The sequence below is a fragment of the Paraburkholderia sediminicola genome (genome assembly GCF_046026855.1).
GTDB classification, from domain to species: domain Bacteria; phylum Pseudomonadota; class Gammaproteobacteria; order Burkholderiales; family Burkholderiaceae; genus Paraburkholderia; species Paraburkholderia sediminicola_A.
Window position 1 is genome coordinate 73,337 of the sequence record NZ_JAQQET010000027.1, and the last position, 25,199, is coordinate 98,535.

At 57.3% G+C, this 25,199-nt stretch carries 25 protein-coding genes; 12 read left to right on the top strand and 13 right to left on the bottom strand.

The genetic code is table 11. The features are described 5' to 3' along the window. Window positions 1–14 precede the first annotated feature (14 nt). Both PQR40_RS26780 and PQR40_RS26785 read right to left on the bottom strand, forming a co-directional pair. Complete coding sequence (locus PQR40_RS26780) at window positions 15–488, bottom strand: aromatic-ring-hydroxylating dioxygenase subunit beta (RefSeq protein WP_408237673.1); 474 nt, start codon at window positions 486–488, stop codon at window positions 15–17. Between the two features lie 3 nt (window positions 489–491). After that, window positions 492–1,754, bottom strand: coding sequence for an aromatic ring-hydroxylating oxygenase subunit alpha (locus PQR40_RS26785; protein ID WP_408510197.1), 1,263 nt, complete (start codon window positions 1,752–1,754; stop codon window positions 492–494). 113 nt (window positions 1,755–1,867) lie between these two features. Here PQR40_RS26785 and PQR40_RS26790 point away from each other — a divergent pair, with 113 nt between their 5' ends. From PQR40_RS26790 to PQR40_RS26810, 5 genes are all read left to right on the top strand, one after another. After that, window positions 1,868–2,812, top strand: a complete 945-nt coding sequence (locus PQR40_RS26790) for a LysR family transcriptional regulator (protein ID WP_408339725.1) — start codon at window positions 1,868–1,870, stop codon at window positions 2,810–2,812. 111 nt (window positions 2,813–2,923) lie between these two features. Beyond that, window positions 2,924–3,922 (top strand): 2Fe-2S iron-sulfur cluster-binding protein, encoded by a 999-nt coding sequence (locus PQR40_RS26795; protein WP_408237667.1) that lies wholly within the window; start codon window positions 2,924–2,926, stop codon window positions 3,920–3,922. Between the two features lie 23 nt (window positions 3,923–3,945). Then, the gene (locus PQR40_RS26800; RefSeq protein WP_408237664.1) at window positions 3,946–4,260 is read left to right on the top strand and encodes a non-heme iron oxygenase ferredoxin subunit; all 315 of its coding nucleotides are present in this window, start codon (window positions 3,946–3,948) and stop codon (window positions 4,258–4,260) included. 80 nt (window positions 4,261–4,340) lie between these two features. Further along, window positions 4,341–5,126, top strand: coding sequence for an SDR family oxidoreductase (locus tag PQR40_RS26805; protein WP_408237661.1), 786 nt, complete (start codon window positions 4,341–4,343; stop codon window positions 5,124–5,126). A 74-nt stretch (window positions 5,127–5,200) separates the two neighbouring features. Next, window positions 5,201–5,950: a transporter substrate-binding domain-containing protein gene (locus PQR40_RS26810; protein WP_408510198.1), complete on the top strand. Its 750-nt coding sequence runs from the start codon at window positions 5,201–5,203 to the stop codon at window positions 5,948–5,950. A 335-nt stretch (window positions 5,951–6,285) separates the two neighbouring features. Here the strand turns inward: PQR40_RS26810 and PQR40_RS26815 are convergent, their stop codons facing one another. Next, complete coding sequence (locus PQR40_RS26815) at window positions 6,286–6,855, bottom strand: GNAT family N-acetyltransferase (RefSeq protein WP_408510199.1); 570 nt, start codon at window positions 6,853–6,855, stop codon at window positions 6,286–6,288. A 790-nt stretch (window positions 6,856–7,645) separates the two neighbouring features. On the opposite strand from PQR40_RS26815, the gene PQR40_RS26820 reads away from it, so the two are divergent. Beyond that, entirely contained in the window at window positions 7,646–7,804 is a 159-nt protein-coding gene (locus PQR40_RS26820) for a hypothetical protein (protein WP_408510200.1), read from the top strand. A gap of 163 nt (window positions 7,805–7,967) precedes the next feature. Continuing rightward, complete coding sequence (locus PQR40_RS26825) at window positions 7,968–8,582, top strand: hypothetical protein (protein WP_408510201.1); 615 nt, start codon at window positions 7,968–7,970, stop codon at window positions 8,580–8,582. 281 nt (window positions 8,583–8,863) lie between these two features. Here the strand turns inward: PQR40_RS26825 and PQR40_RS26830 are convergent, their stop codons facing one another. The 6 genes from PQR40_RS26830 to PQR40_RS26855 form a co-directional block, all read right to left on the bottom strand. Next, window positions 8,864–9,628 (bottom strand): class I SAM-dependent methyltransferase, encoded by a 765-nt coding sequence (locus PQR40_RS26830; RefSeq protein ID WP_408510202.1) that lies wholly within the window; start codon window positions 9,626–9,628, stop codon window positions 8,864–8,866. Window positions 9,629–9,898: 270 nt separating this feature from the next. Continuing rightward, a complete protein-coding gene (locus tag PQR40_RS26835) occupies window positions 9,899–10,648 on the bottom strand; it encodes a GntR family transcriptional regulator (RefSeq protein ID WP_408237809.1) in 750 nt (249 codons plus the stop codon). Between the two features lie 78 nt (window positions 10,649–10,726). Continuing rightward, window positions 10,727–11,587: a fumarylacetoacetate hydrolase family protein gene (locus PQR40_RS26840; protein ID WP_408237644.1), complete on the bottom strand. Its 861-nt coding sequence runs from the start codon at window positions 11,585–11,587 to the stop codon at window positions 10,727–10,729. Between the two features lie 6 nt (window positions 11,588–11,593). Beyond that, window positions 11,594–12,022: a nuclear transport factor 2 family protein gene (locus PQR40_RS26845; RefSeq protein WP_408510203.1), complete on the bottom strand. Its 429-nt coding sequence runs from the start codon at window positions 12,020–12,022 to the stop codon at window positions 11,594–11,596. A gap of 66 nt (window positions 12,023–12,088) precedes the next feature. Further along, window positions 12,089–13,714: an FAD-dependent monooxygenase gene (locus PQR40_RS26850; RefSeq protein WP_408510204.1), complete on the bottom strand. Its 1,626-nt coding sequence runs from the start codon at window positions 13,712–13,714 to the stop codon at window positions 12,089–12,091. 22 nt (window positions 13,715–13,736) lie between these two features. Then, complete coding sequence (locus PQR40_RS26855) at window positions 13,737–14,351, bottom strand: VOC family protein (protein ID WP_408510205.1); 615 nt, start codon at window positions 14,349–14,351, stop codon at window positions 13,737–13,739. A 237-nt stretch (window positions 14,352–14,588) separates the two neighbouring features. Between PQR40_RS26855 and PQR40_RS26860 the strand changes: the two genes are divergently transcribed. Both PQR40_RS26860 and PQR40_RS26865 read left to right on the top strand, forming a co-directional pair. Beyond that, complete coding sequence (locus PQR40_RS26860) at window positions 14,589–15,644, top strand: amidohydrolase family protein (protein ID WP_408237632.1); 1,056 nt, start codon at window positions 14,589–14,591, stop codon at window positions 15,642–15,644. A gap of 152 nt (window positions 15,645–15,796) precedes the next feature. Continuing rightward, a complete protein-coding gene (locus tag PQR40_RS26865) occupies window positions 15,797–17,146 on the top strand; it encodes an MFS transporter (protein WP_408510206.1) in 1,350 nt (449 codons plus the stop codon). 509 nt (window positions 17,147–17,655) lie between these two features. On the opposite strand, the gene PQR40_RS26870 is transcribed toward PQR40_RS26865, so the two are convergent. The 4 genes from PQR40_RS26870 to PQR40_RS26885 form a co-directional block, all read right to left on the bottom strand. Continuing rightward, the gene (locus PQR40_RS26870) at window positions 17,656–18,624 is read right to left on the bottom strand and encodes a 3-hydroxyacyl-CoA dehydrogenase family protein (RefSeq protein ID WP_408510207.1); all 969 of its coding nucleotides are present in this window, start codon (window positions 18,622–18,624) and stop codon (window positions 17,656–17,658) included. Between the two features lie 77 nt (window positions 18,625–18,701). Further along, entirely contained in the window at window positions 18,702–19,427 is a 726-nt protein-coding gene (locus PQR40_RS26875) for an SDR family NAD(P)-dependent oxidoreductase (protein WP_408237623.1), read from the bottom strand. A gap of 88 nt (window positions 19,428–19,515) precedes the next feature. Next, the gene (locus PQR40_RS26880) at window positions 19,516–21,000 is read right to left on the bottom strand and encodes an MFS transporter (protein ID WP_408510208.1); all 1,485 of its coding nucleotides are present in this window, start codon (window positions 20,998–21,000) and stop codon (window positions 19,516–19,518) included. 93 nt (window positions 21,001–21,093) lie between these two features. Then, complete coding sequence (locus PQR40_RS26885) at window positions 21,094–22,116, bottom strand: XdhC family protein (protein ID WP_408510209.1); 1,023 nt, start codon at window positions 22,114–22,116, stop codon at window positions 21,094–21,096. 415 nt (window positions 22,117–22,531) lie between these two features. Here PQR40_RS26885 and PQR40_RS26890 point away from each other — a divergent pair, with 415 nt between their 5' ends. Genes PQR40_RS26890 through PQR40_RS26900 form a run of 3 tightly spaced genes read left to right on the top strand, consistent with a single transcriptional unit; the run spans window position 22,532 to window position 25,194 of the window. Further along, complete coding sequence (locus PQR40_RS26890) at window positions 22,532–23,722, top strand: LeuA family protein (protein ID WP_408510210.1); 1,191 nt, start codon at window positions 22,532–22,534, stop codon at window positions 23,720–23,722. Window positions 23,723–23,781: 59 nt separating this feature from the next. After that, the gene (locus PQR40_RS26895; protein ID WP_408510211.1) at window positions 23,782–24,369 is read left to right on the top strand and encodes a cysteine hydrolase family protein; all 588 of its coding nucleotides are present in this window, start codon (window positions 23,782–23,784) and stop codon (window positions 24,367–24,369) included. A gap of 33 nt (window positions 24,370–24,402) precedes the next feature. Then, window positions 24,403–25,194 (top strand): enoyl-CoA hydratase/isomerase family protein, encoded by a 792-nt coding sequence (locus PQR40_RS26900; protein WP_408510212.1) that lies wholly within the window; start codon window positions 24,403–24,405, stop codon window positions 25,192–25,194. The last annotated feature ends 5 nt before the right edge of the window (window positions 25,195–25,199 follow it).

Below are 25,199 nucleotides of genomic sequence, written 5' to 3' on the forward strand. Positions count from 1 at the left end.
GGTGCGTTCGCACGTCAGATCGGGTAAATGATCGAGTTACGGATCCACTCGCTGTCGAACACGCACGCACGCGACTTGAATTTCAGTCCGTCCGGCGTGCGGCGCATCGAATCAAGATAGCGGCCTACGTTGAACAGTTCGGAGAATGTGTCACGCTTCGTCCGGATTACCAGGTAGTTGGTTTCTGCCTGAATCTCGTCTTCGTTCACCGCCACGATGCGTGGCGCAGAAACGATGTGCCGCTGATAGTACGGATCGTGATACAGCGTTTCACGCACGCTGTAGACGCGGTCTTTCAACATGCCTTTGCCTTCCAGCCACATGATCGATAGTGGCAATCTCGCGTCATAATTTTCTCGCGACTGAATCCGGTAGTCGCAGTTCTCGAGGAAGAGATCTGGCCAGCGCTCGAATTCCCCTGCATCGAGACAGGCGGAGTATTCGCCGTGAAGCGCCAACACGTCCATGAAATCGTTCAGACCCTGCATTGCCTAGATCCCCATCAGATTGCGCCAATACGCGTACATGCCCCTAAGGACGTTCTCGGTAATCGTATGAGTTGACCCATTCCAGTCCTTGCCGCCCTGTTCGGCAATCGTCGTGCGACCGCTGTCACCTTGCTCGTACGACTCCTGACAAAACTCCAGGACTTCACCGTCGTCTGCTGAAACGTATCCTGCCGGACCGAACATGTTGGCCTGACGCAGGCGGCGAGTTTCCATGTCCTTGTCGTCGTCCTCGAAACCGAAGTGCGTCCAGACGAAGTCGAAGGCACCCGTGCCGCGCGGAATGATCTGACGCACCGACATACTGTTCGACTGCTGTTGTACGATCAGATTGGGGAACAGCGTGAGCATCACGACCGTCGGCCCGTTCCACCACGGCTCGGCTTTGATGTCGACGATCCGCTCGTCGCTCAGCTTCATGTCTTCCTTGAAACTGTTCAGCCCTTCGCTGACCGCGCCTTTGCCCGTTGCCTCGCGCGTCGACTCCATCGCGCCGTGCCGACCATGCGCATCCATCACGATGCGTGACTTCTGGTCACCGCGAATCAGGCCGAACATCAGGAACCACGTGTGTAGCAATCCGACGTGATACGGGTCCTTGATGTTCTCCTGCATCAGCTTCCAGTTGCCCGGAATGCGCTGGCGCGCGTGACCGTGGATCCTCAGTTTGCGGCCGTCGAAGGTGCGGTCGAAGTAAGGCAGAATCTCCGGCCCAAGGTAGGCTTCGAGCAGCTCGGTATCGTGGTCGAACGAGGCGAAGATCACGCCGTGGCGTGTGGCGACCTTCAGCTTGTTCAGGCCGTGATTGGCGGGATTGAAGTCGGCCGGCATGCCTCCGCGCACTTCGCCATCTTTTTTTAACCCGCGGCGAAACGGTACGCCCATCAGGTTGCCCTTAAGGTCATAGGTCCACTGGTGGTAAGGACAGAGAAATTCTTTCCGGTTACCGCTGCGTTCGCGGCAAAACGCGGCGCCGCGGTGCGCACAGATGTTTTCGACCGCGCTGATCGTGCCGTCTTCGCTGCGCGCGAGAATGATCGAACGCTCGCCAACCCACGTGCGTTTGAAGTCACCGGAATTCGGCAGTTCGGCTTCGAGGCCGACGAAGCTCCAGTGCTTGCCGTAGAAGATGCGTTCGAGTTCACGCTGATAAACCGATGGGTCCGTATAGACCCAGAACGGGATGCGGCTCTGTCCATCGTCCTTCCATTTTGGAACGAACGAGATCGGAACAGGTTCCATGTTCATACGACGTCTCCACAGTAGTTCTTGCTGGACACATGATCCGCCAGAGCGCCTCGGCGATCCATAAACGGCCGTGAATGCACGATATAATCCGCAGCAATATCAGGACGATTCCAATGGAACTACAGGACCTGGATCTCAATCTGCTGCTCGTTTTTGCCGAACTGGTCCGAGAAAAGAGCGTCTCCAAAGCCGCGCTGAATCTCGGCATGTCGCAGCCCGGCATGAGCAATGCACTGAACCGGTTGCGCACGCTGCTCGGTGACGATCTGCTGCTGCGTACCGGTCGCGGCATGCAACCAACGCCCTACGCCGAGCGCCTCGCCGGCCCGCTGAATGAAGCCCTGAGGCTGATTCACGGTGTCGTGAACATGGAGATGGATTTTGATCCGGCCACCAGCGACCGCAGCTTTACCATTGCGATGACGGATATCGGCGAGATCGACTTCCTGCCCAACCTGATGCGTGGACTCGAGCGCATTGCGCCGCAAGTCTCATTGAGCACGGTGCGCAAAGCGGCATCGAACCTGAAGGATGACCTGGAGACCGGTGCCGTCGACCTGGCGGTCGGGTGGCTGCCGGACCTGAATGCAGGCATTTTCCAGCGGCGCCTGACTTCGAGCCAATACGCCTGCGTGTTCCGCAAGGATCATGCGCTGGATAAGGGCGTGGTCACGCTGGAGGAGTTTTCCGCCGCCGACCATCTCGTCGTGGTCGCGGCAAGCACTGGTCACATGATGGTCGATCACGACCTTGAACGCATGGGTATACGGCGCAACATCAAGCTGAGAATCCCGCATTTCGCGGCGGTTGGGCATATTCTCAGTGAGACGGAACTGATCGCAACGCTGCCCGGACGGCTCGTCAATCGCAGTCTCGTACCGTTCAATCTCGCCTGGGCGCCCGTGCCCGTGCGACTAGAACCGATTCCGCTGAACGTGTTCTGGTCCGCCAAATACCACCGCGATCCCGCTAACCAATGGCTGCGCAGCGTAATGTTCGACACGTTTCGAGAAGGCGAACCGAAGGCTCTACCCGGTACAACGGTGCCCACGCCCTAGCGCCCATCTACGTTATTCGGCTCAGGAATATCGTCCATTGCTGACAATGGGTTCCTGCACCGCACCGTCCCACTTAAGATCGAAAAAACAGATCTTATGGCGGGAGACATCATGCAGTTGTTCGTACAACCACTCGGTGAATCGATTGAATTCGAGACCGGTGCCAATCTGCTGGATACGTTGCGGCGCGCGGCGATTCCCATTTCGTACAGTTGCTCGTCCGGCCGTTGCGGAACTTGTCGGTGCAAAGTGATCGCAGGCTCCGTCGAGGTAACGTCTGCATCGCCAGATGCGGATCCAGACGACGCCACCGTGCTTGCATGCCAGGCGACTCTGACCGACCACTGTACGATCGAAATTCCTGAGCCTGACGAAATTGTCGTCCACCCTGCGCGCATCGTGAAAGGTACTGTCGTGTCGATCGACGCGCCCGTCAGCGACGTTCGCGTCGTGAGGATGAGCCTAAACCGCACACTCTCATTCTCGCCCGGTCAGTACGCGTCCGTACAATTCGTGCCCGGCAGGGAACGGCCTTACTCGATGGCGGGCGTCGACACGGACGAACTGATCGAATTCCACATTCGCATCGTGCCGGGCGGCGTCGTGAGCGAACATGTCGCGAATGAATTGAAGTGCGGCGACACCGCACGCATAAGCGGACCGCTGGGTACCTCATATTTGCGCAGACAGCACGACGGACCGGTCATCTGCGTCGCGGGCGGGACTGGCCTTGCCCCTGTGCTATCGATCACACGCGCAATACTTGAAGCCGGTGACCGCCGAGCCGTTCATCTCTACTTCGGTGTGCGCTCTGAAGCGGACGTGTACGGCGCTCAGACACTTGCGGCAATCACCCAGCGCTTCCCGAACCTGAGCGTCCATACGGTGATCGCGACGGGCCCTTCGCGCGACGGGCACCGTGCGGGTCTCGTGACCGATGCGATCGATTCCGACTGGACCACACTCGACGGCTTCCGCTCCTATGTATGCGGCTCGCCGCCGATGGTTGACGCAGTGCGTCAAACGCTTATCGAAAAAGGCCTGAGTGCCGAACACATCTATGCGGATGCGTTCTTTGCACAGCCCGATGCAATACCCTTGCCAGCCTGATCGACTATCAAGAGGATGTTTATATGAGCGAAGAATGGATTGACGTTGCCGCACAAGTGGATTTGCCCGCGAACGACGTCATCGCCGTACGCGCAGGAGATCGTGAAATCGCGCTCTATGTCGTCGATGGCGAGGTATTCGCTACCGACAACGTCTGCACGCATGGTCACGCCCGGCTGTGCGATGGCTTTCTTGAAGGTACGGAAATCGAATGCCCACTTCATCAGGGCCGCTTCGACGTCCGTACCGGCAAGGCATTGTGCAGCCCACTCACCGAGGACGTGCTGTCCTTTCCGGTCCGCATTGTCGACAGGCGGGTGTTCGTGCAATTCAAGTGAGCGTCAAGGACAGGAAGCGCAGCGATAGATGGACCACGCGCGAACCAGCGCGCTGCCTTCATACGGGACGAGGAGACAACATGGAACTGAACCTGCGGGACAAAGTAGCAATCATCACCGGCGCGAATCGCGGCATCGGTGCGGGCGTCGCCCGGCAGCTCGCGCTCGAGGGCATGAATGTCGCGCTGGTCGCGCGCGACGCGGACCGGCTTGAGTGTACTGCGGACGACATCAGGCAGCGGACGGGTCGCAACGTCATCACGCTGCCATGTGATCTAAGGGCGCCTGAATCGGCCGCAGAGGTCGTTGAGCAGACCTTCGGCGCGTTCGGGCGAATCGACCTGCTGGTCAACAATGCCGGCGCCACGCGGCGGGCCGATTTCTTCGACCTGACCGACGAGGACTGGCAGGACGGACTCGCGCTCAAGCTGCACGGATATGTGCGGATGACGCGCACAGCATGGCCGCGGCTCGTCGAAGTTCAAGGCACGATCCTCAATATCGTTGGCGTCGGCGCATGGACCGGCATCGGCGAATTCACGATTGGCGGTGTGGTCAATGCGGCATTGATAAACTTCACCAAGGCGATGGCCGATATTGGAAAGCGCGACGGCGTGCGCGTGTGTGCAGTCAATCCCGGCAGGATCGAGACCGACAGGCTGACACGCAACATACAGCGCATTGCAGAGTCGTCGGGCCTTAACACCGAGGAAGCCATCGCTTTGCTGTTAAAAGAATGCGGGATCAAGCGGTTCGGCACGCCGGACGAAATCGGCCAAGCTGTGGCCTTTCTCGCGTCTGGAGCCGCTGCGTTCGCACAGGGTGCCATTCTCGACGTCGACGGCGGCGAGACCCGTGCGATATGAATCGCACCGTTGCAATGGCCTCACGGCTTGAAACGCGATAAACGAAACCTCTTTTCGAAAAGCAGCTCACGTCCATGACAGATCTTCATCCGCGCGTGGACGAAGCAGTCGTCCGCAGGTTTTCACCCACAGGAACACTTCGTGCTGCGATCAACGTCGGCAACCCGATTCTTGCGAATCGCGACGCGATAACCGGTGAGCTATATGGCGTATCCATCGATCTTGCGACGAGGTTCGCACAGATGCTCCGCGTCGACATCGATCTTCGTGTGTTCGAATCCGCCGGCGAGGCTGTCGCGGCAGTCACTGCGAACGAGGCCGACATCGGATTTTTCGCCATCGATCCGCTGCGCGGCGCAGGTATCTTGTTCACGTCGCCCTATGTGCTGATCGAAGGGTTCTATCTGGTCCGTAAAGACTCGTCTATTTCTGAAAATGCGGACGTGGACCAGCCGCACAATCGTGTCGCAGTAGGCAGGGGAAGCGCGTACGATCTGTTCCTCTCACGCGAACTGAAGCATGCGAGGATCGTGCGCGCACCAACCTCACCTGCGGTAGTTCAGACTTTCGTCGAACAAAATCTGGAGGTCGCCGCGGGCGTCAGGCAACAACTCGAGGCCGACGCCCGCGTCACACCGGGACTGCGGATACTGAACGCGCGCTTCATGGTCATTCAACAGGCGATGGGCACGCCCAAAGGCCGGGGTGAAGCGGCCGCCGCTACATTGCACGCGTTTGTCGACGCAATGAAATCCTCCGGCTTCGTTGCGAATGCCTTGGCGCGTCACGGCGTCGTCGGGGCATCAGTAGCTCCCGCTTCCTGACAGGCGAGCGTTCTCTCCGCTGCGACAAGCACAGCGCACACAAGCGGCTGCGTCGCTCGCCGTCAAGTCATCGAGAACATTTAGGCCCATGAATGATCCGGAAACTGGCGTCCGGTCATGTCTTTCCCACCCAGGCGTGATTTCGCAGGGACTGGTCAGGCTGCAACAGTATCTACTTACCCAACCACGTCCAGTGACAAAGCCTATCAACCGAAATCCGGACCTTGCCCGGGTTTCGTTTCGGTGGTATGCCAATCTCCAAACTCGGATGTTCTAGCCATAGTCGACGATCCATGTGTCTGCGTCGAGTGGCCGGGCCCGGCCGAACACGTTCCTCAACCTCCCAGCTCAATACGGTATCGCAGAGTCTCAGCGAATCCATACGCCGCCGTCTTTCTGAAACGCTCGACCAAGACACCGCCGCAAGCTGCGATGACCTTCTGCGAGGCAATGTTGTCAGGATCAACGGTTAGCTCGACGTAGGCCAAGCCTTGTCGCTTCGCTTCGCCCAGCATTAAATTGAGCGCCTGCCTGGCGTAGCCGTTGCCTCTCTTCCACGGCACGATTGAAAAACCGATATGGCCAAGCACATTCGGTGGCAATTCGGCAGTTCCAGCTTGCCAACGAAATCCAATCGCGCCGCTAATGTCTCCGTCCCAAATCCATCGAACGATGCCAGGCAGACGAGCGATGGTTGTGCCATCGGGCAAAGGAATCCGTCCACCCGACGCGGTCGGATCATCAAGGCCGTCGACAAACGCATCCGCGTTCATTTTGATAGCGAGTAATTGTTCACGCGCAGTTGCCTCCTCGCGAACGTTGTCGGGAGACCACCCTGCCTCCAGGGCCGCAACGTAGCTCGGCAGCGATGCTGTCGTCGGCTTCAACAGTTCAATTTTGCTCATTTGAGTCGATACTTGTCGGAGAGCGATGATTGTCACCGGCTTACGGTACGGTCGAACGTCTAAAAATGGCCGCACGGAGTCCGATGACGCCACACGCCAACTGCCAGGCGTCCAAACCCACATCACATAGCAGCTGAGTCCCTAATTCCACGACAGTTGGATGCAGTCGGACGTTTCTGGTCGGCGGGTTGTTCGGTGACAATTCCCCCCTCGCTGCAAGGCCGTGTTATCGGCAGTTAGCGCGTAAAATGGCTAGGCAGGCGCCAGCCACGATCTGGGCATCACAGATTGGCGGCAGAACGACGGCGCTGTCGCAGTTGATATCGACTTAGCTAAGCGTGCGATCGTCGAACTCATGAGCACCTGTAGCCAGGCTCGCATGCGCCAGCGGGCTGAGCGCGGCCAGCACGAGCAGAATGCTCGAAATTCTCGTCTTCTTCATCATTTTGATTTTCCCCACATAAGATTGGTGCGCACGATAGCCAATCGGACAGCTTGAGAACGCTGCTCGCGTCCAGTGTGACTGCGCCCCCGCTGGTCAGCAGACACCCACTAATGGATAGCGAGAAACCGTTCATGCTCGAGCTCCGTGCTGCGATTACTGGCAGCATCTGAGCGCCCCCGCCCCAGGGCGAACTCCTGCTCACACCTCACAAGAGACGGTCATGGTGACTGATACCGGATATTCGAACCCACTGCCGCACGCAGAACTTTAGTGGACTGTCTAACGGTCGTGGAAAGCGGTGCACTGGGACCTATAATGGTTTGCTGGCGAGACGGAGCCCAACCGATGACAACAGCTGCAACTCCCATTGATCCGGTCACTGGCATTCTTGAAGCCTTCAAATTCCATGACGTCGTCGCGCTCTGCGATGGCGGCCATGGCTGTGAACAAGCCTATGCTTTGAGGGTCTCGCTGATCCGGGCCCCCGGTTTGCCGACATCGTGAACGATATCGTAGTCGAAAGCGGAAATTCTCTCTACCAGGGGATGATGGACCGGTTCGTTGCTGGGGAAGACATACCGAAAAAGAACTGCGCCAAGCTTGGCAGAACACTACGCAGCCCCATGATGGGTGGGATCGTCCTATTTTTGAGGGGTTTTTTCGTGAAGTGCGCGATTTGAATGCCTCGCTGCCAGAAGACCGTCAGATTCGCGTCTTGCTGGGAGATCCGCCGGTAGATTGGTCGAAAATCAACAACGCCGGCGAATTCGATGAAGCCTTCAGAACAATGGCCGACCGGAATAGTTGTCCGGTGGAAATTATCCAACGCGAAGTGCTAGCCAAGCAGCGCCGCGCGTTGGTCGTCTACGGCGGCATGCACTTTTTGCGCAAGAATCCGTACTGGCAAATGAAAGACCAGGAGGAGGCAGAGCGGCGATTCAACGCGCCAGCGAATTCCATCGTTTCGTTGCTGGAAAGCCAGAGCGCCAAAGTTTATTCAGTCTGGACCACGGTGCTTATCGACTTGGCAACTTTACAGCCCGATGTCAATTCTTGGGGGGTTCCAAGTCTCGCGCCGATTCGTGGCACTCCGCTTGGAGTAGTGAGCTTTCGATCGTATTATCCGCACGCCATGATCACCATGCACGATGGTGTCGCGGAAGAAATTTATGCTGATCCTATCCGCTCTCATGTAATGCAGGAGCAGTTCGACTGCTATCCTTTATTTTGGACCGCCATCGGAGTTAACCTGGAGCGAAGTCTCTCCTTCGTTATCCTCTGATCCTGAATACATCAAGATGCGGTCGGATAGAGTCGCGTGGTGCGGGTTCCCTTAATCCGAGGCCGTCGTTTTCGCGAGCTTTTAGACGACTAGCTCAACCGTGCCATCAAGCGCGCCAGCGAGCGCCAGCACGAGCATGCCACGCTTGAGCATTTGTTGTCTCGCACCGGCCTGCGAGGATAGCTGGTCAAGAACAGATCGAATTTTAACCGTTGCTTGTTGGCCGCGATGTGCCTATTAGGTCCGCGTCCCCTGAGAGGGGCCGCGCACGTGCATGCGGACTAGGCAGTCGCGGCCGTGACGATCGGCTGGTAGTAGCCGGTGCTCGCTGGCGAAAGAACCCGAACGTCATTGAATCCGACCCGCGAGGCAAGAGACGCCACCTCGTCCGGAGTGATGGCCCGATAATGCCCAACAAAATGGCTCGATTTCAAGTCTAAGCCACTCGTCTGGCGAGTGATGTACAAATGCACCGAGTATCGCCGGTCGTCGTGCCAGTCCCAGACCTGATGCACGATGCGGCGAAGGCCGTTGTCCACAAACATTGACGGTGGTATTACACTCGGGCGTTGAACCAGCAACGCGGCATAGTCCCTCAGACTAACGAATATGCTTCCGCCCGTTCGTAGACTCCTGGGCATAGCAGCCAGCGCCTCGGCCACGTCCTTGTCGCTATCCAGGTGCGGAATGGCGTTATCGAAAGCGACTACCGCGCCGAACCGTTGCGGTTCGCACGTGGCAAGCTGCCTCATGTCGTCGACCCGGAACTTCACGTCGAGCTTCCGCTGGGCTGCCTCACGAGATGCCCGCTCGACTTCCGCCCTCGATATATCCGTTCCCTCAACGTCATAGCCAGCGCGTGCAAGACCTGACGATTGAGTACCAATCCCGCATGCGCAATCCAGGACGGTTCCGAGCGCATCGGGCGTAGGCATAAGTCGCGTCAGAACCACCCGTTGGCGCTCGATCGCTTTATCCCGATCATCGAAAATCATGTGATAAGAGGACGCCATGTCATCGTAGAAACTCTCTGCGGGCGGGATCATGGGACACCTGTGAAGGAAACTAGAAATTCTGGCGCTAAAACCTTGAATCGAACGCCCTACGGGGCAGTTCGGGTGGTTGACACTTGGGCCCTAGCACATGACCCTATGTTATCGGCACGTACAACGAACCGTGACAGGTTTGTTGGTCTCGCTGCGCGTTGGCATCCCGATCTCCTCATCGAAAGTGTTTGAAGCGTTGGCAGACGTGAAGGCGCTCACGATGCCGAGCTGCCTGCCGTTTAACAAGGCCGCTCAAATAATCCGCGCAAATTACACAATGTCCGTCGTCCATGCACTTCCGGTCCGCAGATCAAACACTTCAAGCGGAGGTTCGTCGTCAGGGTGAAGGGAAATCTGAACCCATTCAAGCGGCGACTCGGTATCGTCGGTCAACACAAACGTGTAGACAAGAATGACCGTCTGCATCGATATGCCCAATTGCTCGGCAACAAGCGGTCCTGGCAGCCTTCCCGCGACTTTCCTTTTGATGACGCCAAGCTTGAAACCCTCACTCATCAAAATCTGGTTCATGGGGAGCGTTTCCAGCTGCTTGTTCGAATGGCGCTCGCCCACTGCCTTGCGCTGTACGTTCAGCACGACGCTGTGGGGTCTCCCCTCGAACAGACGAAGGCGGCTGCAATGCCACAGAGAATCACCGTAATGCAGACCAAACACGGCGCACGCCTCTGCCGAAGCGACTCTGTTTTCGATTTCGATTACCCTGTACACGTACGGTCGCTGAGGGCCGATGGGAAAGACAACGGGACTCTTCCCAGGGCGCCCTACACGGGAAGGTTCGAAGGTGGCACGCGGGCGCCTGCCGCGCTCCCTGACGACAAGACCCTCGTCCGCGAGGCGCATCAATGCGCGACGCGAGGTAATTACGCTCACGTCGAAACGGGTAGCCAGATCCTCTTCACCAGGAAAGTCGTCTCGCCCTACCCACACACCGTCAAGAATTTCTGAACGCATCTGCTGGTAAATCTGATGATGCAGTGGAACGTCCGGATCAAAGAGCATCGCCAAGTTGGTTGGATTCCGTGATAGCAGGTTTAAACAGGCCGGATTCAATTCGCGGTCTAGTGACACCACGAAAAACTAGCTCGCCTGACCCGCAGATGAAATAACTGAATTGGCCAAGGCGCCGACCCGCGAGATACGCACCTCAACCTCATCTCCCGGGGACAACCATACCGGCGGGTTGCGAACGAACCCGACTCCGTCGGGTGTCCCCGTAGCAAGTATATCGCCAGGGGATAACGTCGTAATCTGGGACACGTAGGATATCAGATAGGGTATGTCGAAAATGAGGTCCTTGAGGTGCCCGTGCTGCATTTCCGTACCGTTGACAAGGGTCGTCAGCGCAAGCTCGCGGGGATCGCCGACTTCATCCGAAGTCGCAATCCATGGCCCAAAACCTCCGGTTGCTTCGAAGTTTTTGCCCGCCGTCAGCGAATGATCGAACTGAAAATCTCTCAAGGTGGCATCGTTAAAACAGGCATAGCCAAATACGTAGTCCAAGGCCTTATCGCGTGCCACGTAACGCGCTGTCTTACCGATAACCACGGCCAATTCGCCTTCAAAATCGAAGCTGGTCGAAACCTGCGGCCTAACCAAAGCGCCGCCATGAGCAACGAGCGTATTGTCCAGCCGAACGAATAAGTTCGGATAGTCGGGCAGTTTAAGTCCCGCTTCGGCAATGTGGCCGCGATAGTTACGGCCCACGCAGATGATCTTGTCCGGACGTGGGACCGGTGGGAGTAAACGCACCTCAGCGATCGACGGGTCGGCTGCGTCAGCCGCAGGAACCGTGAAATCTACCTCGAACAACTCTCCGGCTATCGCATCCTTGAGCGTCGCAAACTGACCTGCATAGCGTCGTCCGATGTCCACAATTCGATCGCCAACGCACACGCCGAATGAATCACGACCATTGTGACTAAAGCTCACGAGTTTCATCTATGTTCACCGGTCGGCTCTGCGAAATGTGGGGTCTCCACGAAGCTCCGCGATTCGCCATTCGTCGATCAACACAAAGCGTGCACGATAAACACCGACCTGCAGTGGGAGTGCCATTGGTAACGGACTCGGCTGCTGCGGCCCATTGTCCGCAAAAACGGTGATATACATGACAGCCTGCACGGAGTCGGCCGACTCGACGACAGGAACCACATTCGTCAGGAGATGGCGCGTAGTCAGGTCAGCAGGTCGAGCTTGAAGTGCATCCAGGATCTTCGCTGGCCCCTCCAGCGTTACACCCTGGCGATGCCACACGCCGTTTGCGGCAAAGAGCCGGATCAGCTCGTCGTACTTTCGGTCGTCCAGGTAAACAAAGAAACGATTCAACAATAGAGTAAGGGCGAACTCAACGCTTCCGTTCTCCGGTAAGGACATAATCGACTCCGTTAAATTTGCGTGGAACCGCGCCCGCAGGAGGTTCTGGCGCGGTCAGTATCATGTTCAGTTGGTGCCTGTCACACGATCCAGTATGCACCCGCAATCGGCAGGAAGCTCGTTGCCGCGCCAGGCGACGTGACCATCGGGACGTACAAGCACGAATCTGCGTTCATAAAGCTCTGCAGGCGCGTCCTCTTCCAGTTCGAGTGTCGTCAACGGAACGTGACGACTTGCCGCAGCAGCCTCGAAATCAGCCGTCGATTGTCCGCCATGATGTACAAGGCAAAAACCATGGCCGAAATAGTCCAGCGTGGATACTCCTTGTCGCACCCACGCATGCGGAGCTCGCGCCCCTGCGCGCGTGGTCGGTATGTATTGCGCATTGTCGTTTGGTGGAGCAGGACTGCGCTCGGGCCAGCAGATAGGCGAGTCGTCGTAACGGAAGCCCAGTTGCAAGCCCATCGTGTTCCATTCCCGGGAACGAGTTTCGACGATAGCCTGGGCAAGCGCCTGCCGCTGCGCGTCACCTGCAGGGCCGGCGTCTTCCAGCGCGGGAGACACTGGCAACGACGCCTCGGAGTGGTAATTCGCAGCAGCTTCGGAGACATTGCGCAAGGCGACAGGACGCCGTTCCGCCTCGTAGCTGTCGAGAAGACCCGGTCCGCCCCAACCTTTGAGCACCGCATCAAGTTTCCAGCCGAGGTCAGCGGCATCTCCCACGCCGGTATTCATTCCGAAACCGCCGCGCGGCCAGAGAAGATGCGCGGCATCGCCAAGCAGAAAAACGGAACCCTTCCTGAATCGTTCAGCAACAACTGTATGTCCCGCCCAGGCACGGGCATCAAGTATCTCGGCATCGATATCGCGGCCTACCGCCTGCCTGACGCAAGTTGCCGGATCGAGCTCGTTCGGATCCCCGTCGCGCATGAAAATGATCAATCGCCAGAGTTCTCGCCCGTCTACGGCGGAAAGGTTGGCACTGAAATCCGGATTTACAATGTCGATCATCACGCCAGCGCGGTCTTCCATGAGGCTGCGCAACTGGGTGGATCGCAAGAAAATCCCGAGATTCTTCCCCTCCGCAAAGGTTCCGTGGAAGGAAACACCCAACGATTTTCGGATGCCGCTTGAAGCGCCATCACACGCCGCAAGGTATCGGCAGCGCAACGAAAAGTCCCTACCGGTCGCTAGATCCCTCACGGAGACACTAACGCCAGTCTCGTCTTCGTCGAAATTCAGAACATCGTGGCCGAACAGAAACTGCGTGGCGCGGTCCTTCGTGAGCGTCTTGCGCATGACAGACTCAAAAAGAGATTTCGGGCACCAGATCGGCCCTTCCGGACTAATCGAGTTGCTCAGCTCCTGTTGCTGCCGGTTCGATGCTCGAGTCACTCGCCCAAGTCGATATCCGGTTACACGCGTTGCAAAGTGGACGTCGCGCGGCATATCGGGAGGGAAACCGGAGAAACGGACTTCGTCCGCGATTCCCCATCTGCGAAACTGCTCCATCGTGCGTGTATGAATAGATTCGCTGGTCGGAAAATTCAACGGCTCCGTGCGACGGTCAATTAACACAGTCGGGATTCCACGCCACGACAGATCGTTTGCCAAGGCAAGGCCCACCGGCCCCGCTCCAACAATGACGACCGGAACCCCTCCTGAAACATCCGAATTCATGTTCAACAACATGGTATTGCGCCCCTTTCTATTTTCAGTCTGGCAGCCGAATCAGCGTCTGCAGGCGTTCTTTAGCCCGATATCGGCGGACGAAATCGGCAACATTGATTTCGATGCCAGACGGATTCTTTTGAAACGCCGGCGTCTTGAAAAAATTCAAATACTCCTCTTCGGTCTCGTAGTTAGGACCGGACAGTTCGACGAGGTTGCCGTCAGGATCTTCATAGTAAAAGCTTGTAGACGGACCATGATTGAAGCTCTGATACGGTGCGACGCCCAATTGCAGCAGTCGCTCGTAACGAATGACGAGACTTTCCAGTGAACGCTCGCGAAACTGCATGTGATGCAGACCCGTGTTTCCAGCGGTACCGATGAGATTCGGAACATCGAAAATTGCCAGGACCTGCGTGTAGGGAAACTCAGCGAAAACTCTCAGGAAGCAAAGGCGCCGAAAGTTTTCCACCCTCGAGCTTCCCCCGTCCTCGCTATTCAAGGGGCGTTCGTACTCGAAGCTCGGTGTCGAGCTGAGTACGACCTGATACCAATCCCTGACAACCTCAAAGCGGGAAGTTTTCAGGACAATTTCGCTGAGGCGCGGCGATTGCAAATCATGAGTGGCAGGGGGCGCCGACTGCGTCTGTTCCTTCATGTCCAGGCTCCGTAGTGTTACATGCTACCTGCCATACATTAAATCACATATGATTATGTGATTCAAGAAAAATCGCGCTGCGGAGAATCGATATTTGTCCAATCTTGCTACCACAGTGATCGCTGCAACGATGAAGCTGCTCATCGCAACAGCCTTGCCGACGACATCATTTTTGTTGAAAAATATAATCTTATATGATTTGATATATGCATTGACCATCCATAGGACCATCCAGTCATGAGCACCTATGCTGACAAACCTGACGCAGCCGACGGCCTACCGGATCCTGCCCCATCGCTGCATCACCTGCCGGCCATCATCGATGTGCATTCACATGCGCTGCTTCCGGTATGGCTCGATGCTTTGCGAAAAACTACCGCCCCGGGAGTACAACCGAAAATTGCGGGGGCGCCTGTTCCGACGTGGAGTGAAGCCAAACACCTTGCCGTGATGGACGCCAATGGCATCGCCGTAAGCGTCCTGTCGTGGCCGAGTGCCACTTCGATCATCAGGGCCGGCGGGAGGGAAGCACGAGAACTGGCGAGAACCATGAACGAAGAATTCGCACGAATCATCAGCCGGAATCCGGACAGATTCGGCGCCTTTGCGATATTGCCGATGGATGACATCGATGCGGCTCTTGACGAGATGTCATATGCACTGGATGTCCTTCACCTCGACGGCATTTCAAGCAGCACCCATGTCAACGGCTGCTATCTGGGCGAGCCGCACTTCGACAAACTGTTTGCCGAAATGCATCGGAGGTCGGTAACGTTGTTCGTTCATCCAACGTGGCCGCCGGGGTTCGATGTTTCCAAGCCGTGCCTGAACCCTGCAATTCTCGAGTTCATGTTCGAAACCACACGCATGGCGACGAACATGGTACTCACGGGCGCCAAAGAGAGGTTCAGTAACATCAACGTCATTTGCACTCATGCTGGCGGCACGATCCCTTACCTGGCGCCGCGAATTTCGATCCTGGAACCAATCTTTGGCGCAGGGCCTGGTCGGCTCATGCTGAGCAGTGAAGAAATTTTCAAGGGTCTATCCAGCTTCTATTTCGATCTGACGGCGGGGACCAGTCGCGTTTCGCTGGAGGGACTGAGGCAACTTGTCCCACCATCGAGGCTGTTGATGGGGTTCGATTACCCCATGATGCCCGAATCAGAAATTGCGCCAGCGATGACTGCATTCGACAACTTTGAACCCTTCAACGCGGCGGATCGCGCGCTTATCATGCAAGGCAACGCAATGCAATTGTTCCCGAGGTTTCAGACTAGAGTGGGGTTGTAAATTCTATCTACTACTCGACACATGAATCATGCGCCAGCGATTCGCTGGCACCACCACAATCTGACAGTCCAAGTCCAGCGCGATTGATCCGAAACTCTCACGCCTGACATATGCCTGATCCAAGTCAGTTCAAAACTTATATAGGAGACCATATGCAACCAGCCATACCCCATTCCAGTACCAGCGTTGCTCAGACACGCGTGACCGCTAAAGTTTTTCGTCGCGTCATTCCCTTTCTTGTCATCTGCCTCGTTTTTCATACGCTCGACCGGATCAATCTGGGTTTTGCTGCCCTTGCAATGAACAAGGATCTCGGGCTGGATCCAGCAGTCTTTGGATTGGCAGCCGGGATTGGCGGGATCAGTTACATCATTGCGGAAATTCCGAGCAATATCGCCATGTCGCGGTTCGGCGCGCGAGTCTGGCTTAGCCGTATCATGATCACCTGGGGTATCGCCGCAGCGGCGACAGCCCTGGTGGTTGGTCCTCGCAGCTTTTTTCTAGTGCGCTTCTTGCTGGGACTTGCCGAAGCTGGTTTCTTGCCGGGCGTATTTCTTTACCTAACCTACTGGATTCCTGAATCAAGCCGCGCGAGAGCAACCAGTATTTTTTTGTTGGCCCAACCGGTTACCTTTGTGCTCGGGGGCGCAATTTCTGGACAGATGCTCGGTATGACCGGCATCGCAGGACTTGCAGGCTGGAAGTGGCTATACATCCTGCAAGGCCTTCCGGCCGTTGCACTGGGAATCGTCGGCCTTTTTTTCCTAACCGACAAACCTGAGAAGGCGCGTTGGCTGTCCAGTAGCGAAAAGAGCGAGTTGGCAGCGATTCTCGGTCATCACACGGACTACGTCGAACGCGGTCAGTGGCGACTGCTACCGAAAGTGCTAAGGAATCCGGCTGTTTTACTTCTGGGCCTCGCATATTTCGGATTACCGTCCAGCCTTAGTTCTTATGCGGCATGGGCCCCGCTTATCGTGCAGGATGTTCTTCCCAAGGCAGGTTTTTTGAGGCTTGGCGAAATCCTCGCGCTCCCTCCCCTAGTGTGCGTAGTAGTGATGTCGCTGTGGGGAAAGAGTTCTGACCGCAGCGGCGAACGGGTCTGGCATACCGTTCTCCCCGTCCTCGTCGCGGCCGCCGGCTGGCTCCTGATTGCCTTCAGCAATACTCCCGTCGTACGCCTTCTAGGGCTCACAGCGGCCATCACCGGTAGTTTTGCTGCACAAGCAATATTCTGGACCATTGCAACCCTTGCATTTCCGCCCCATACGCGTCCTGTCGGAATCGCTACGGTCAGCACCATCGGACTGCTTGGCGGCGCAGTCAGTCCGTTTGTCGTAGGTGTGGCAAATCATGCTGCTGGCAACTTCAAAGGTGGGTTGATCTGGATCGCGTCGTTACTTTTCGTCACAGCGGTGTGCGTGCTTGCGGCGTCACGGCGTAACACTCCTCGCGACGAATTCCCGCAAGAAACCCAAAAGGCCAGCGACCGAATCGTTTGAACTAGATACCGAGTCACAAAACGCCGCCGCTCATCCTGATCGAAGTGGTCATTTAGCTGCCGATCGTCTCGGTGGATGTCGCTTATGCCTCGCGTGACCCGCGACGAGATATCGTCCCAATCGGTCGATATGCGCTGTCCACGACGGTGCCAATCCTCGGCCCGGCATAGGAACGATACGTAGAAGATTCTTACATTATGAAGAGACAGCTGTGCATTTATGTATAGACTATTCATTTCCGAACACACTCAATTACCCTGAACGCACAAGATCCGGTGCGCTGTCAATCAGGCAGCCCAATTTCCATCTGACGCCACAGTACCAAGTATTCACGTATGTAAGGACGTTGCGCCCGGAATACCTACGCTTGCGACACAGACCTGCGATCGCCACGCATGCTTCGGCTGCCATCTGTTCTTCGATAAACCGCACCTTGTTGATAACAAGTGGGCTCCGTTGGCCTAGCCACTGTCTTAACGGCGGCGGCAAGTTTCTGCGGAGCAGAGAGTTCAACACTTAACTGCACGAAGCGACTCTACCGATTTGCGTTGCTCCAACCACTCGAAAAGGTCCGCGAGTTGTCGGTCTCTCTCCTCGACAAGTTCGGGATAGGGACGCTTCCAGTTGTACCATCCTTTGCCGTGAGTGGCGCCCTGCCGATCAGCCGACACAAGCTCCCTCAAAACGGCAGACGGATCGAACGACGCCTGTCCTGTCTCTCCGCCTAGATAGTCCGTGACCGCAAGCATCGTTGACTTACTGGCTACAAGATCCTCGCACATCAAAGGACCCCAGAGCGCGAGGCGTGGCCCCAGACTCCCCCTCACCGCTTCGTCTATATCATCCGGAACCGCATAACCCTCATGGATCATCCGATATATCTCCATAAGCATTGCAAACTGAAGCCGGTTGACAATGAAACCCGGACGCTCCTCACAGACGATTCCGACGTGATTCAATGTATGTACGAACGCCTTCGCCCATTGGACTACCTCGTCACTGGTCTTCGGTCCCTTGATGATTTCTACCGTCTTGATCACGTGAGCCGGCGTTACGTAGTGAATGCCCACGGTTCGCTCTGCCCTGTGCACATCCTTGCAAATGTCTGATAGGAGAAACGAAGATGTGTTCGTTGCGAGAATGACTTCGGGCACACAAAGCGCGTCGAGCCGGTTGAACAGTTCACGCTTTGCATCCAGATTTTCGTGGATGGTTTCATGGACGAGCGACGCGCCATCAACCGCCTTCGCGAAGTCCACCTCCGTCGTCACCCGACCCACGATGGCTCGTGCCTCCTCGGCGCTACGGGCAAGTCCGGCAGCAATCGGCAATGCGCGCGCGGCATAGGTGTTAAGCAAGTCCTCTTTCACGTCGTTAAGAACAACCTCGTAGCCGTAATTCGAATACATGGTGGCGATTACGCATCCCATGAACCCGGCACCGACGACAGTAATCCGTTTTGATTCATGCAGAACCATGCTCTCTCTCCATTGTGCGGACTAAGGTACGTTTTATTTCTCAACGAACGATCCTCGACACCACCCAGGGAGTTTCGTTAGTCGAAGTAGAACCCACCGTTCACTTCAATGATCTCGCCTGTGATAAAGCGCGCAGCATCGGAAGCCAAAAAGCAGGCGACGTCCGCGATGTCCGCGGGCCTGGCAATACGCCCAAGCGGGGTACGGGCAACGGTCTGCTCCATCAGTGCACGAGGCCAGTTCTCAGTCATCGGACTCTCGACCACACCCGGATTAATCGCATTGACCCGGATGCCTTTAGGCCCCAAAGCTCGGGCAAGCGAACGCGTCAATGCAATTACCCCCCCCTTGGAGGACGCATAGGCAGGACCGCCGGCAACCCCGCCCACGCGAGCCGAATCGGATGCTGTGAGAACAATACTTCCGCCATCCTGCAGCATCTTCTCAGCAGCAGCCTGCGCCAACAAAAAGCTACCCGTCAGGTTCACCGTCAGCACGCGGTGCCACTCGTCAGCACACGACCTGTCCCACGCCGTTCCCGACCAGACCGCCGCAAAATGCACGAGGGCATCAATTGAGCCGAGTCGGTCATAAGCTTCATCAATTGCCGCCCGACAGCTTTCTGTCGAACCAGCGTCAAGGTGTATCTGAATGGCATTGGGTTCGTCCCCAAACTGCTGGTCCATCCGGTCTGCGGAAATGTCCATTACCGCCAGTTTGTGTCCCTCCCTCAACAACGTCTTGGCACACGACAGTCCGATACCGCCCGCTGCGCCGGTAACGATCACATTTCTCTTTGACATTGAAATCTCCCGTTCCAAATTTGCAAGAGTGACAGTGAGCGATGTTGCGAGAAACCACTCGAGCTGCGTCGCGTTTCAATCGAAGCACTTAACGCTTGACTTCGATGGCGATGTGGGCTCTAGCCCGTACACCGTACGCTGCCATGGCACATCCGGCAATTACAGCCGGCGCAATGCCCGCCAGAAAGATGTCCGCCACCGACCACTGTTCTCTCAGCATGAAGCCACCCAGCAGCGGACCCACAATTGAACCAATGCGGCCGATCCCGAGACCCCAGCCAAGCCCAGTCGCACGGGCAGTGATCGGATAAAACTCGGTTACAACCATGTTGAGACCAATCTGTGCGCCAACGATGCAGAAGCCCATTAAGAACGCCACTGCGATAGTGGAGTCGTAGTCGAGGTGTCCATTGGCCAGCCATAGGCTTGCGACACTGAAAACGGCAAACTCCGCCATCATCACAGGAGAAGCGCCGCAGTATCGCGACATCCGCCTTTGCATCAGACTGCCGGCAATCGCGCCCAGACTGAAAAGCACGATGGACCGGGCACCCGTCCACGAAGGTAAACCGATTGAACTCAGCAGCGAAGGTAACCAGCTGACAATGAAGTACATGATCAGCAAGTTCATGAAATACGTAAGCCATAGCAAAGCTGTCGTGGGAGCACGTCCTTCAGTGAAAAGCGCACTGATCGGGCCTCCGCTGACAACACGCACAGGTTTCAACTGCTCGAACTCTTCATCCGTGGCATCGCGTAAGTACATTCGGCGAAAAATCTTTCTGATCAATCGGGCGTCGGCGTTTCGTGCGACGAGAAACTTCAAGGATTCGGGCAGAAAGAAAACCAGAGCGATCGCTATGAGCAACGGAATGGTGCCCCCAAGGAAAAAGAACGATTGCCATCCCCACCGAGGCAGAATCGCTCCTGCTGCGAGCCCGCCAAGAAGCCCTCCTCCTGGCACGCACGCGCTAACCACGGCCACTGCGAACCCCGCGGAGCGGCGGGGTGAATACTCAGCCGCCAGCGCCAACGTGTTGGGTAACGCACCTCCGAGTCCAAGACCGGTTGCGAAACGACAGATCACCAGTTGATCCAGCGAAGCCGCTCGCGTAGTCAAAAGCGCGCAGACTGCGAACACCAAGGTCGACAAGATCAGCGACTTCCTGCGGCCCCAGCGGTCGGCGATCGGACCCATTGCAACAGCTCCGATGCCTAGCCCGAACATCGCGGCGCCGAACATCGGGCCTAGCGCACTGACCGGCACAGCAAAGTGCTGCGCAAGCGATGGCGCCAACGCACCCACTGCCTGGGCATCGAACCCGTCGAGTAACGTGACGAGCGCACACAACGCGATCGTGCTCACAGTGCGGACGTTATATCTCTCGTAGGCGATTTCTGAAATAGAAGCCACGGTGTCTCCCAATATACGTTTGTGTTTGTCGGGAATGTGTCGGCCAACTGCCGCACAAATCCGTATCCGGATGATCGACTGTCCGCCCGCAGAGAGGAAAAGAAACTTTCTCACAGCGGAGATGAGAAATCTTCGTTTGCCCGCGAACAAGCTCGGCATGCGTTTTGCGCTATTGACGCTCCGCTACAGGCATTGGGGCCTCGCAACTTGCTCCCCGTCATCCCGCAACACGTTGTAACGGGCAAACAGCGACTACACGCTGCAGGCCGCGCCACCGCTCGCGGCAACTTCACGCGCCGCCTTCGCACCTTCGACTTGAAGCAGCGTAGGGAGCGACACACCGTTTTTTGCCGCCGTAACTTCAGCGAGAATTGACACAGCGATTTCGGGCGGCGTCCTGCTGCCGATATAGATACCCGCCGGCCCGTGCAGCCGTGCTAATTCTGTATCGTTCAGATCAAACTCCTTGAGCCGCTCCCGACGGGCTGCGTTGTTACGCCGTGACCCCAACGCCCCGACATAGAACGCAGGTGTTTTAAGCGCCTCCATCAATGCCAGGTCATCGAGCTTCGGGTCGTGTGTCAGGGCGATCACTGCACAGCGCGCGTCGAGCTTCATGTCGAGCACGGTGTCGTCGGGCATCGTGCGTACGATCATCGTGCCGGGGATATCCCATTCATCGGTGTACTCCTCGCGTGGATCGCAGACGGTCACCTGGTAGTCGAGCCCCGCCGCGATATTGCAGAGGTAACGCGACAATTGCCCCGCTCCGATCACGAGCATGCGGTAGCGCGGACCGTGGATCGTCAATATTCGTTGGCCGTCGAAGTCAACGCCGGCGGTGGTCTCGGCGGGAGCGAGGTGCACCGCACCGCTGCCCATGTCGACGCGCCGTGCGATCAGACGGCCCTCTTCAACCGCGTCGCATAACTTTTCGATTCCACTCTGCTGACTCAGCGGTTCAAGAACCAACTGGATCGTGCCGCCGCACGGCAGCCCGAAGCGATGCGCCTCTTCGGCAGTAATACCGTACTTGACCGCCTGCGGCAGCGTTTGCTCGATGCCGCGCTGCCTGACCCGTTCAATCAGATCGTCTTCGATACAACCGCCCGACACTGATCCGACCACGCGTCCGTCGTCGCGGATGGCCAGCATCGCGCCTTCCGGACGCGGTGACGAGCCCCACGTCCTGACTACAGTTACCAATAGCGCGCGATGTCCCTGCTTGAGCCATCGGGCAGTGGACTTCAGGACCTCGATATCCACACTGTCCATGATTTCTACTTCGCTGCGACGGACATCGGCTCTGACGAGCTAACCCGCACTGAAAAACGATGAGCAAACGATGGCGCCAACGTACCCACCGCCTGTGCGTCCAGACTGTCGAGCAACGTGATCAGCGCGCACAACGCGATTGTGCTCACGGTGCGGACGTTATATCGCTCATGGGCGATCTCTGAAATAGAAGCCACAGTGTCTCCCGATATGTTTTTCGTCTTCGCCGGTATGCGCGGCACGGCTACAGCGCTAGCCTGCACTCGAAATAATCGACTGTCCGCCGGCTGTGGGGAAAAGAAACTTTCTCACACCGGAGATGAGAATTCTTCGTTTGCCCGCGAACCAGTCGGTCATGCATTCTGACTCCAGCGACTTAGCCGCCCCTGCAGGCGTCAAGCACATTGGAGACACCATGTCAGACGAAACCAGAAAACTCTGGGAAACGAGCCCCTTCACCGACGAAGCGCATGCTGCGCTGCATTTCCATTCGGACGTCCGCGTTACAGATTGCACGCTTCGCGATGGCGAGCAGCAGGCTGGCATCGTCTTCACACGGCAGGACAAGGTAGACATCGCGCGCGCGCTGGACAGGTTGGGTATCTATGAGATCGAGGCCGGCACGCCCGCGTCATCGGACGAGGATCGTGCCGCTATCGAAGAAATCTCAGGATTGGGATTGCGAGCCAAAATTAGCGCCCTCGTGAGAGGACGGCGCGACGACATCGATCTAGCGGCGCAATGTGGCGTATGGGGTGCGCGCATCAGCCTGCCTATCAGCACGATTCAGCGCAACGCCAAGCTGAAGCTTGACGACGATCAGTACATCAAGCTCGCGCTGGAATCCGCCGCCATGGTGAAAGAGCGCGGTCTGGAATGCATCTTCAGCCCGTTTGATACGACTCGCGCGGACTTTCCTTTTCTCGCCCGTCTGCTTGAAACCTTCGCACAGGAAAAAACCGTCGACCGCGTGCGCATCGTCGATACCACAGGCTGCGCGACGCCGGAGATTATCGGGCTGCTGGTGCTCAGGATGCGCGCGGTATCGGACATCCCGATCGAGATTCACTGCCACAACGATTTTGGATTGGCAGTGGCCAATACCGTGGCCGGCCTCGCACAAGGAGCCCAATACATGTCGGTCACCGTGAACGGGATTGGAGAGCGTAGCGGCAACGCTTCGCTTGAAGAGACGGTGCTTGCTCTCAGAGTGCTGCACGGCGTCGATTGCGGCGTCGACTTATCGCAGTTCATGGACGTCTCCAGACTCGTGGAAGAGCGATCCGGCATCTCGCTCCAGGCGCACAAGCCCGTTGTGGGGCGTGGCGCATTCGCGCACGAATCCGGGATGGTGGTTGCCGGACTGCTCAAAGATCCATTCACGGCGGAGAGTTATGTGCCGGAACTCGTCGGGCAATCTCGCCGCGTCGTCCTCGGCAAGAAATCGGGTGTCACCTCAGTTGAGGCGAAACTGGCCGCACTCGGGCTGACGGTACCCACGGACCAAATCCCGGCAATCCTCGCCAGCATCAAGGCTGAGGCCCTGCGCACGAAGCGTCCGATCGACGATGACAGGCTGAGAGCGCTGGTTGAAGCAGCCGGATAACCCTCGGTCAAAGCTCCGCCCGAATCCAACTATCCACTCAAGAGAACCCGGAAACGACAATGGCCCAATTGAATGACACTGCACTGCTCGTGCTGGACGTACAAAACGATCTCGTGCACCCCGATGGAAAGATCGGCACGCAAGGACTAGCGAAGATCGTTGCGGAGCGTAACGTGCTCCCTAATCTGCACACCCTGATCGCCAACGTACGCCGCAATGGCGGCAAAGTCGTCTATGTCGGTCTCGGTTACCGGGATGATTACGCGGATGTCCTCAGCGTTGCCCCGCGAATCGCCAAGGCCCGCGAGAACAAGGTGGCGACGCTAGGTAGCTGGGGTGCCGCATTCCATGACACGGTCGCGCCTGAATCGGGTGACATGGTCTTCCACAAACAGTGTGTCAATCCTTTCTTCGGCACGTCGCTGCTCGAGTGGCTGCGCAGCAAGCGCCTGAACACGCTCTATCTGGCTGGCACGGCGACCAACCTGGTGGTCGAAAGCGCCGCCCGTTATGCCGACGATGCAGGCTTTGCCGTTTCCGTCGTCGAAGATTGCTGCGCCAGCCCCAACCCTGCATGGCACGAGTTCGCCATTACCCAGATCCTCCCCGTCTTTGCCCGGATCATCAGGTCCCAGGACGTCGACTGACCCACATCCGCTACCTTTTACTGAACCAACGCCATGACCTTTGACTACGTTTCCGAAAACCTCCGGCTCGAGATCGATAAAGACGCACCCATCGGCCGTCTGTTTATCAACCGGCCGGACAAGCTTAACGCCATCACGATGGCGATGCGTCAGGAGATAGTCCGCTTCTTCGACATGATTGAGGAAGACGAACGGATCCACGTCATTGTCTTGCGTGGTGCCACTGCCGGACGAGGTTTCAGCGCCGGCGGCGATATCCCCCAATTCCTTGAAGTGCCGCCTCGCCAGCTTGCCAATCTTGCCTATTCGATGTCCGCGCCGGAGCGCTGCACGAAGCCTGTAATTGCCGTAATCGACGGACACTGCTATGGCGGGGGCCTTGAGCTCGCCTGCTCCTGCGACTTTCGTATAGCAACGCCCGCCGGTCGCTTCGCGTTCCCTGAGGTCACGCTCGGTGCGCTCCCGGGCAGTGGTGGCACGCAGCGCGCCGTCCGCCTGATGGGCGTGGGGCGGGCCCGCGCGCTGGTGCAAACCGGTCGGCCCATCACAGCAGAGCAGGCGGAGCGGTGGGGTCTCGTCACCTGGCTTTACCAGCCCGACGAACTCGACAAGGAGGTCGATGCCCTCGCGCATCACCTTGCGAAGCTTTCGCCCCTGGCATCAGCGTTCGCGAAGCAAGTCGTGTCTCATGCGCCGGATACGTCACTGGCAGGTGGATTCCAGATGGAAGGAAAAGCCATGACCGTGCTGTGTGGCATGGAAGATTTCCAGGAAGGCGTCGCCGCCTGGAAGGAAAAGCGCCCGGCCAGGTTCACAGGGCGCTAAACGTG

Bases quoted from the DNA above. Each gene is read 5' to 3' on its own strand.
- PQR40_RS26780 (WP_408237673.1), bottom strand. From the start codon at position 488: ATGCAGGGTCTGAACGATTTCATGGACGTGTTGGCGCTTCACGGCGAA.
- PQR40_RS26785 (WP_408510197.1), bottom strand. From the start codon at position 1,754: ATGAACATGGAACCTGTTCCGATCTCGTTCGTTCCAAAATGGAAGGAC.
- PQR40_RS26790 (WP_408339725.1), top strand. From the start codon at position 1,868: ATGGAACTACAGGACCTGGATCTCAATCTGCTGCTCGTTTTTGCCGAA.
- PQR40_RS26795 (WP_408237667.1), top strand. From the start codon at position 2,924: ATGCAGTTGTTCGTACAACCACTCGGTGAATCGATTGAATTCGAGACC.
- PQR40_RS26800 (WP_408237664.1), top strand. From the start codon at position 3,946: ATGAGCGAAGAATGGATTGACGTTGCCGCACAAGTGGATTTGCCCGCG.
- PQR40_RS26805 (WP_408237661.1), top strand. From the start codon at position 4,341: ATGGAACTGAACCTGCGGGACAAAGTAGCAATCATCACCGGCGCGAAT.
- PQR40_RS26810 (WP_408510198.1), top strand. From the start codon at position 5,201: ATGACAGATCTTCATCCGCGCGTGGACGAAGCAGTCGTCCGCAGGTTT.
- PQR40_RS26815 (WP_408510199.1), bottom strand. From the start codon at position 6,855: ATGAGCAAAATTGAACTGTTGAAGCCGACGACAGCATCGCTGCCGAGC.
- PQR40_RS26820 (WP_408510200.1), top strand. From the start codon at position 7,646: ATGACAACAGCTGCAACTCCCATTGATCCGGTCACTGGCATTCTTGAA.
- PQR40_RS26830 (WP_408510202.1), bottom strand. From the start codon at position 9,628: ATGATCCCGCCCGCAGAGAGTTTCTACGATGACATGGCGTCCTCTTAT.
- PQR40_RS26835 (WP_408237809.1), bottom strand. From the start codon at position 10,648: ATGCTCTTTGATCCGGACGTTCCACTGCATCATCAGATTTACCAGCAG.
- PQR40_RS26840 (WP_408237644.1), bottom strand. From the start codon at position 11,587: ATGAAACTCGTGAGCTTTAGTCACAATGGTCGTGATTCATTCGGCGTG.
- PQR40_RS26845 (WP_408510203.1), bottom strand. From the start codon at position 12,022: ATGTCCTTACCGGAGAACGGAAGCGTTGAGTTCGCCCTTACTCTATTG.
- PQR40_RS26850 (WP_408510204.1), bottom strand. From the start codon at position 13,714: ATGTTGTTGAACATGAATTCGGATGTTTCAGGAGGGGTTCCGGTCGTC.
- PQR40_RS26855 (WP_408510205.1), bottom strand. From the start codon at position 14,351: ATGAAGGAACAGACGCAGTCGGCGCCCCCTGCCACTCATGATTTGCAA.
- PQR40_RS26860 (WP_408237632.1), top strand. From the start codon at position 14,589: ATGAGCACCTATGCTGACAAACCTGACGCAGCCGACGGCCTACCGGAT.
- PQR40_RS26865 (WP_408510206.1), top strand. From the start codon at position 15,797: ATGCAACCAGCCATACCCCATTCCAGTACCAGCGTTGCTCAGACACGC.
- PQR40_RS26870 (WP_408510207.1), bottom strand. From the start codon at position 18,624: ATGGTTCTGCATGAATCAAAACGGATTACTGTCGTCGGTGCCGGGTTC.
- PQR40_RS26875 (WP_408237623.1), bottom strand. From the start codon at position 19,427: ATGTCAAAGAGAAATGTGATCGTTACCGGCGCAGCGGGCGGTATCGGA.
- PQR40_RS26880 (WP_408510208.1), bottom strand. From the start codon at position 21,000: ATGCCGAGCTTGTTCGCGGGCAAACGAAGATTTCTCATCTCCGCTGTG.
- PQR40_RS26885 (WP_408510209.1), bottom strand. From the start codon at position 22,116: ATGGACAGTGTGGATATCGAGGTCCTGAAGTCCACTGCCCGATGGCTC.
- PQR40_RS26890 (WP_408510210.1), top strand. From the start codon at position 22,532: ATGTCAGACGAAACCAGAAAACTCTGGGAAACGAGCCCCTTCACCGAC.
- PQR40_RS26895 (WP_408510211.1), top strand. From the start codon at position 23,782: ATGGCCCAATTGAATGACACTGCACTGCTCGTGCTGGACGTACAAAAC.
- PQR40_RS26900 (WP_408510212.1), top strand. From the start codon at position 24,403: ATGACCTTTGACTACGTTTCCGAAAACCTCCGGCTCGAGATCGATAAA.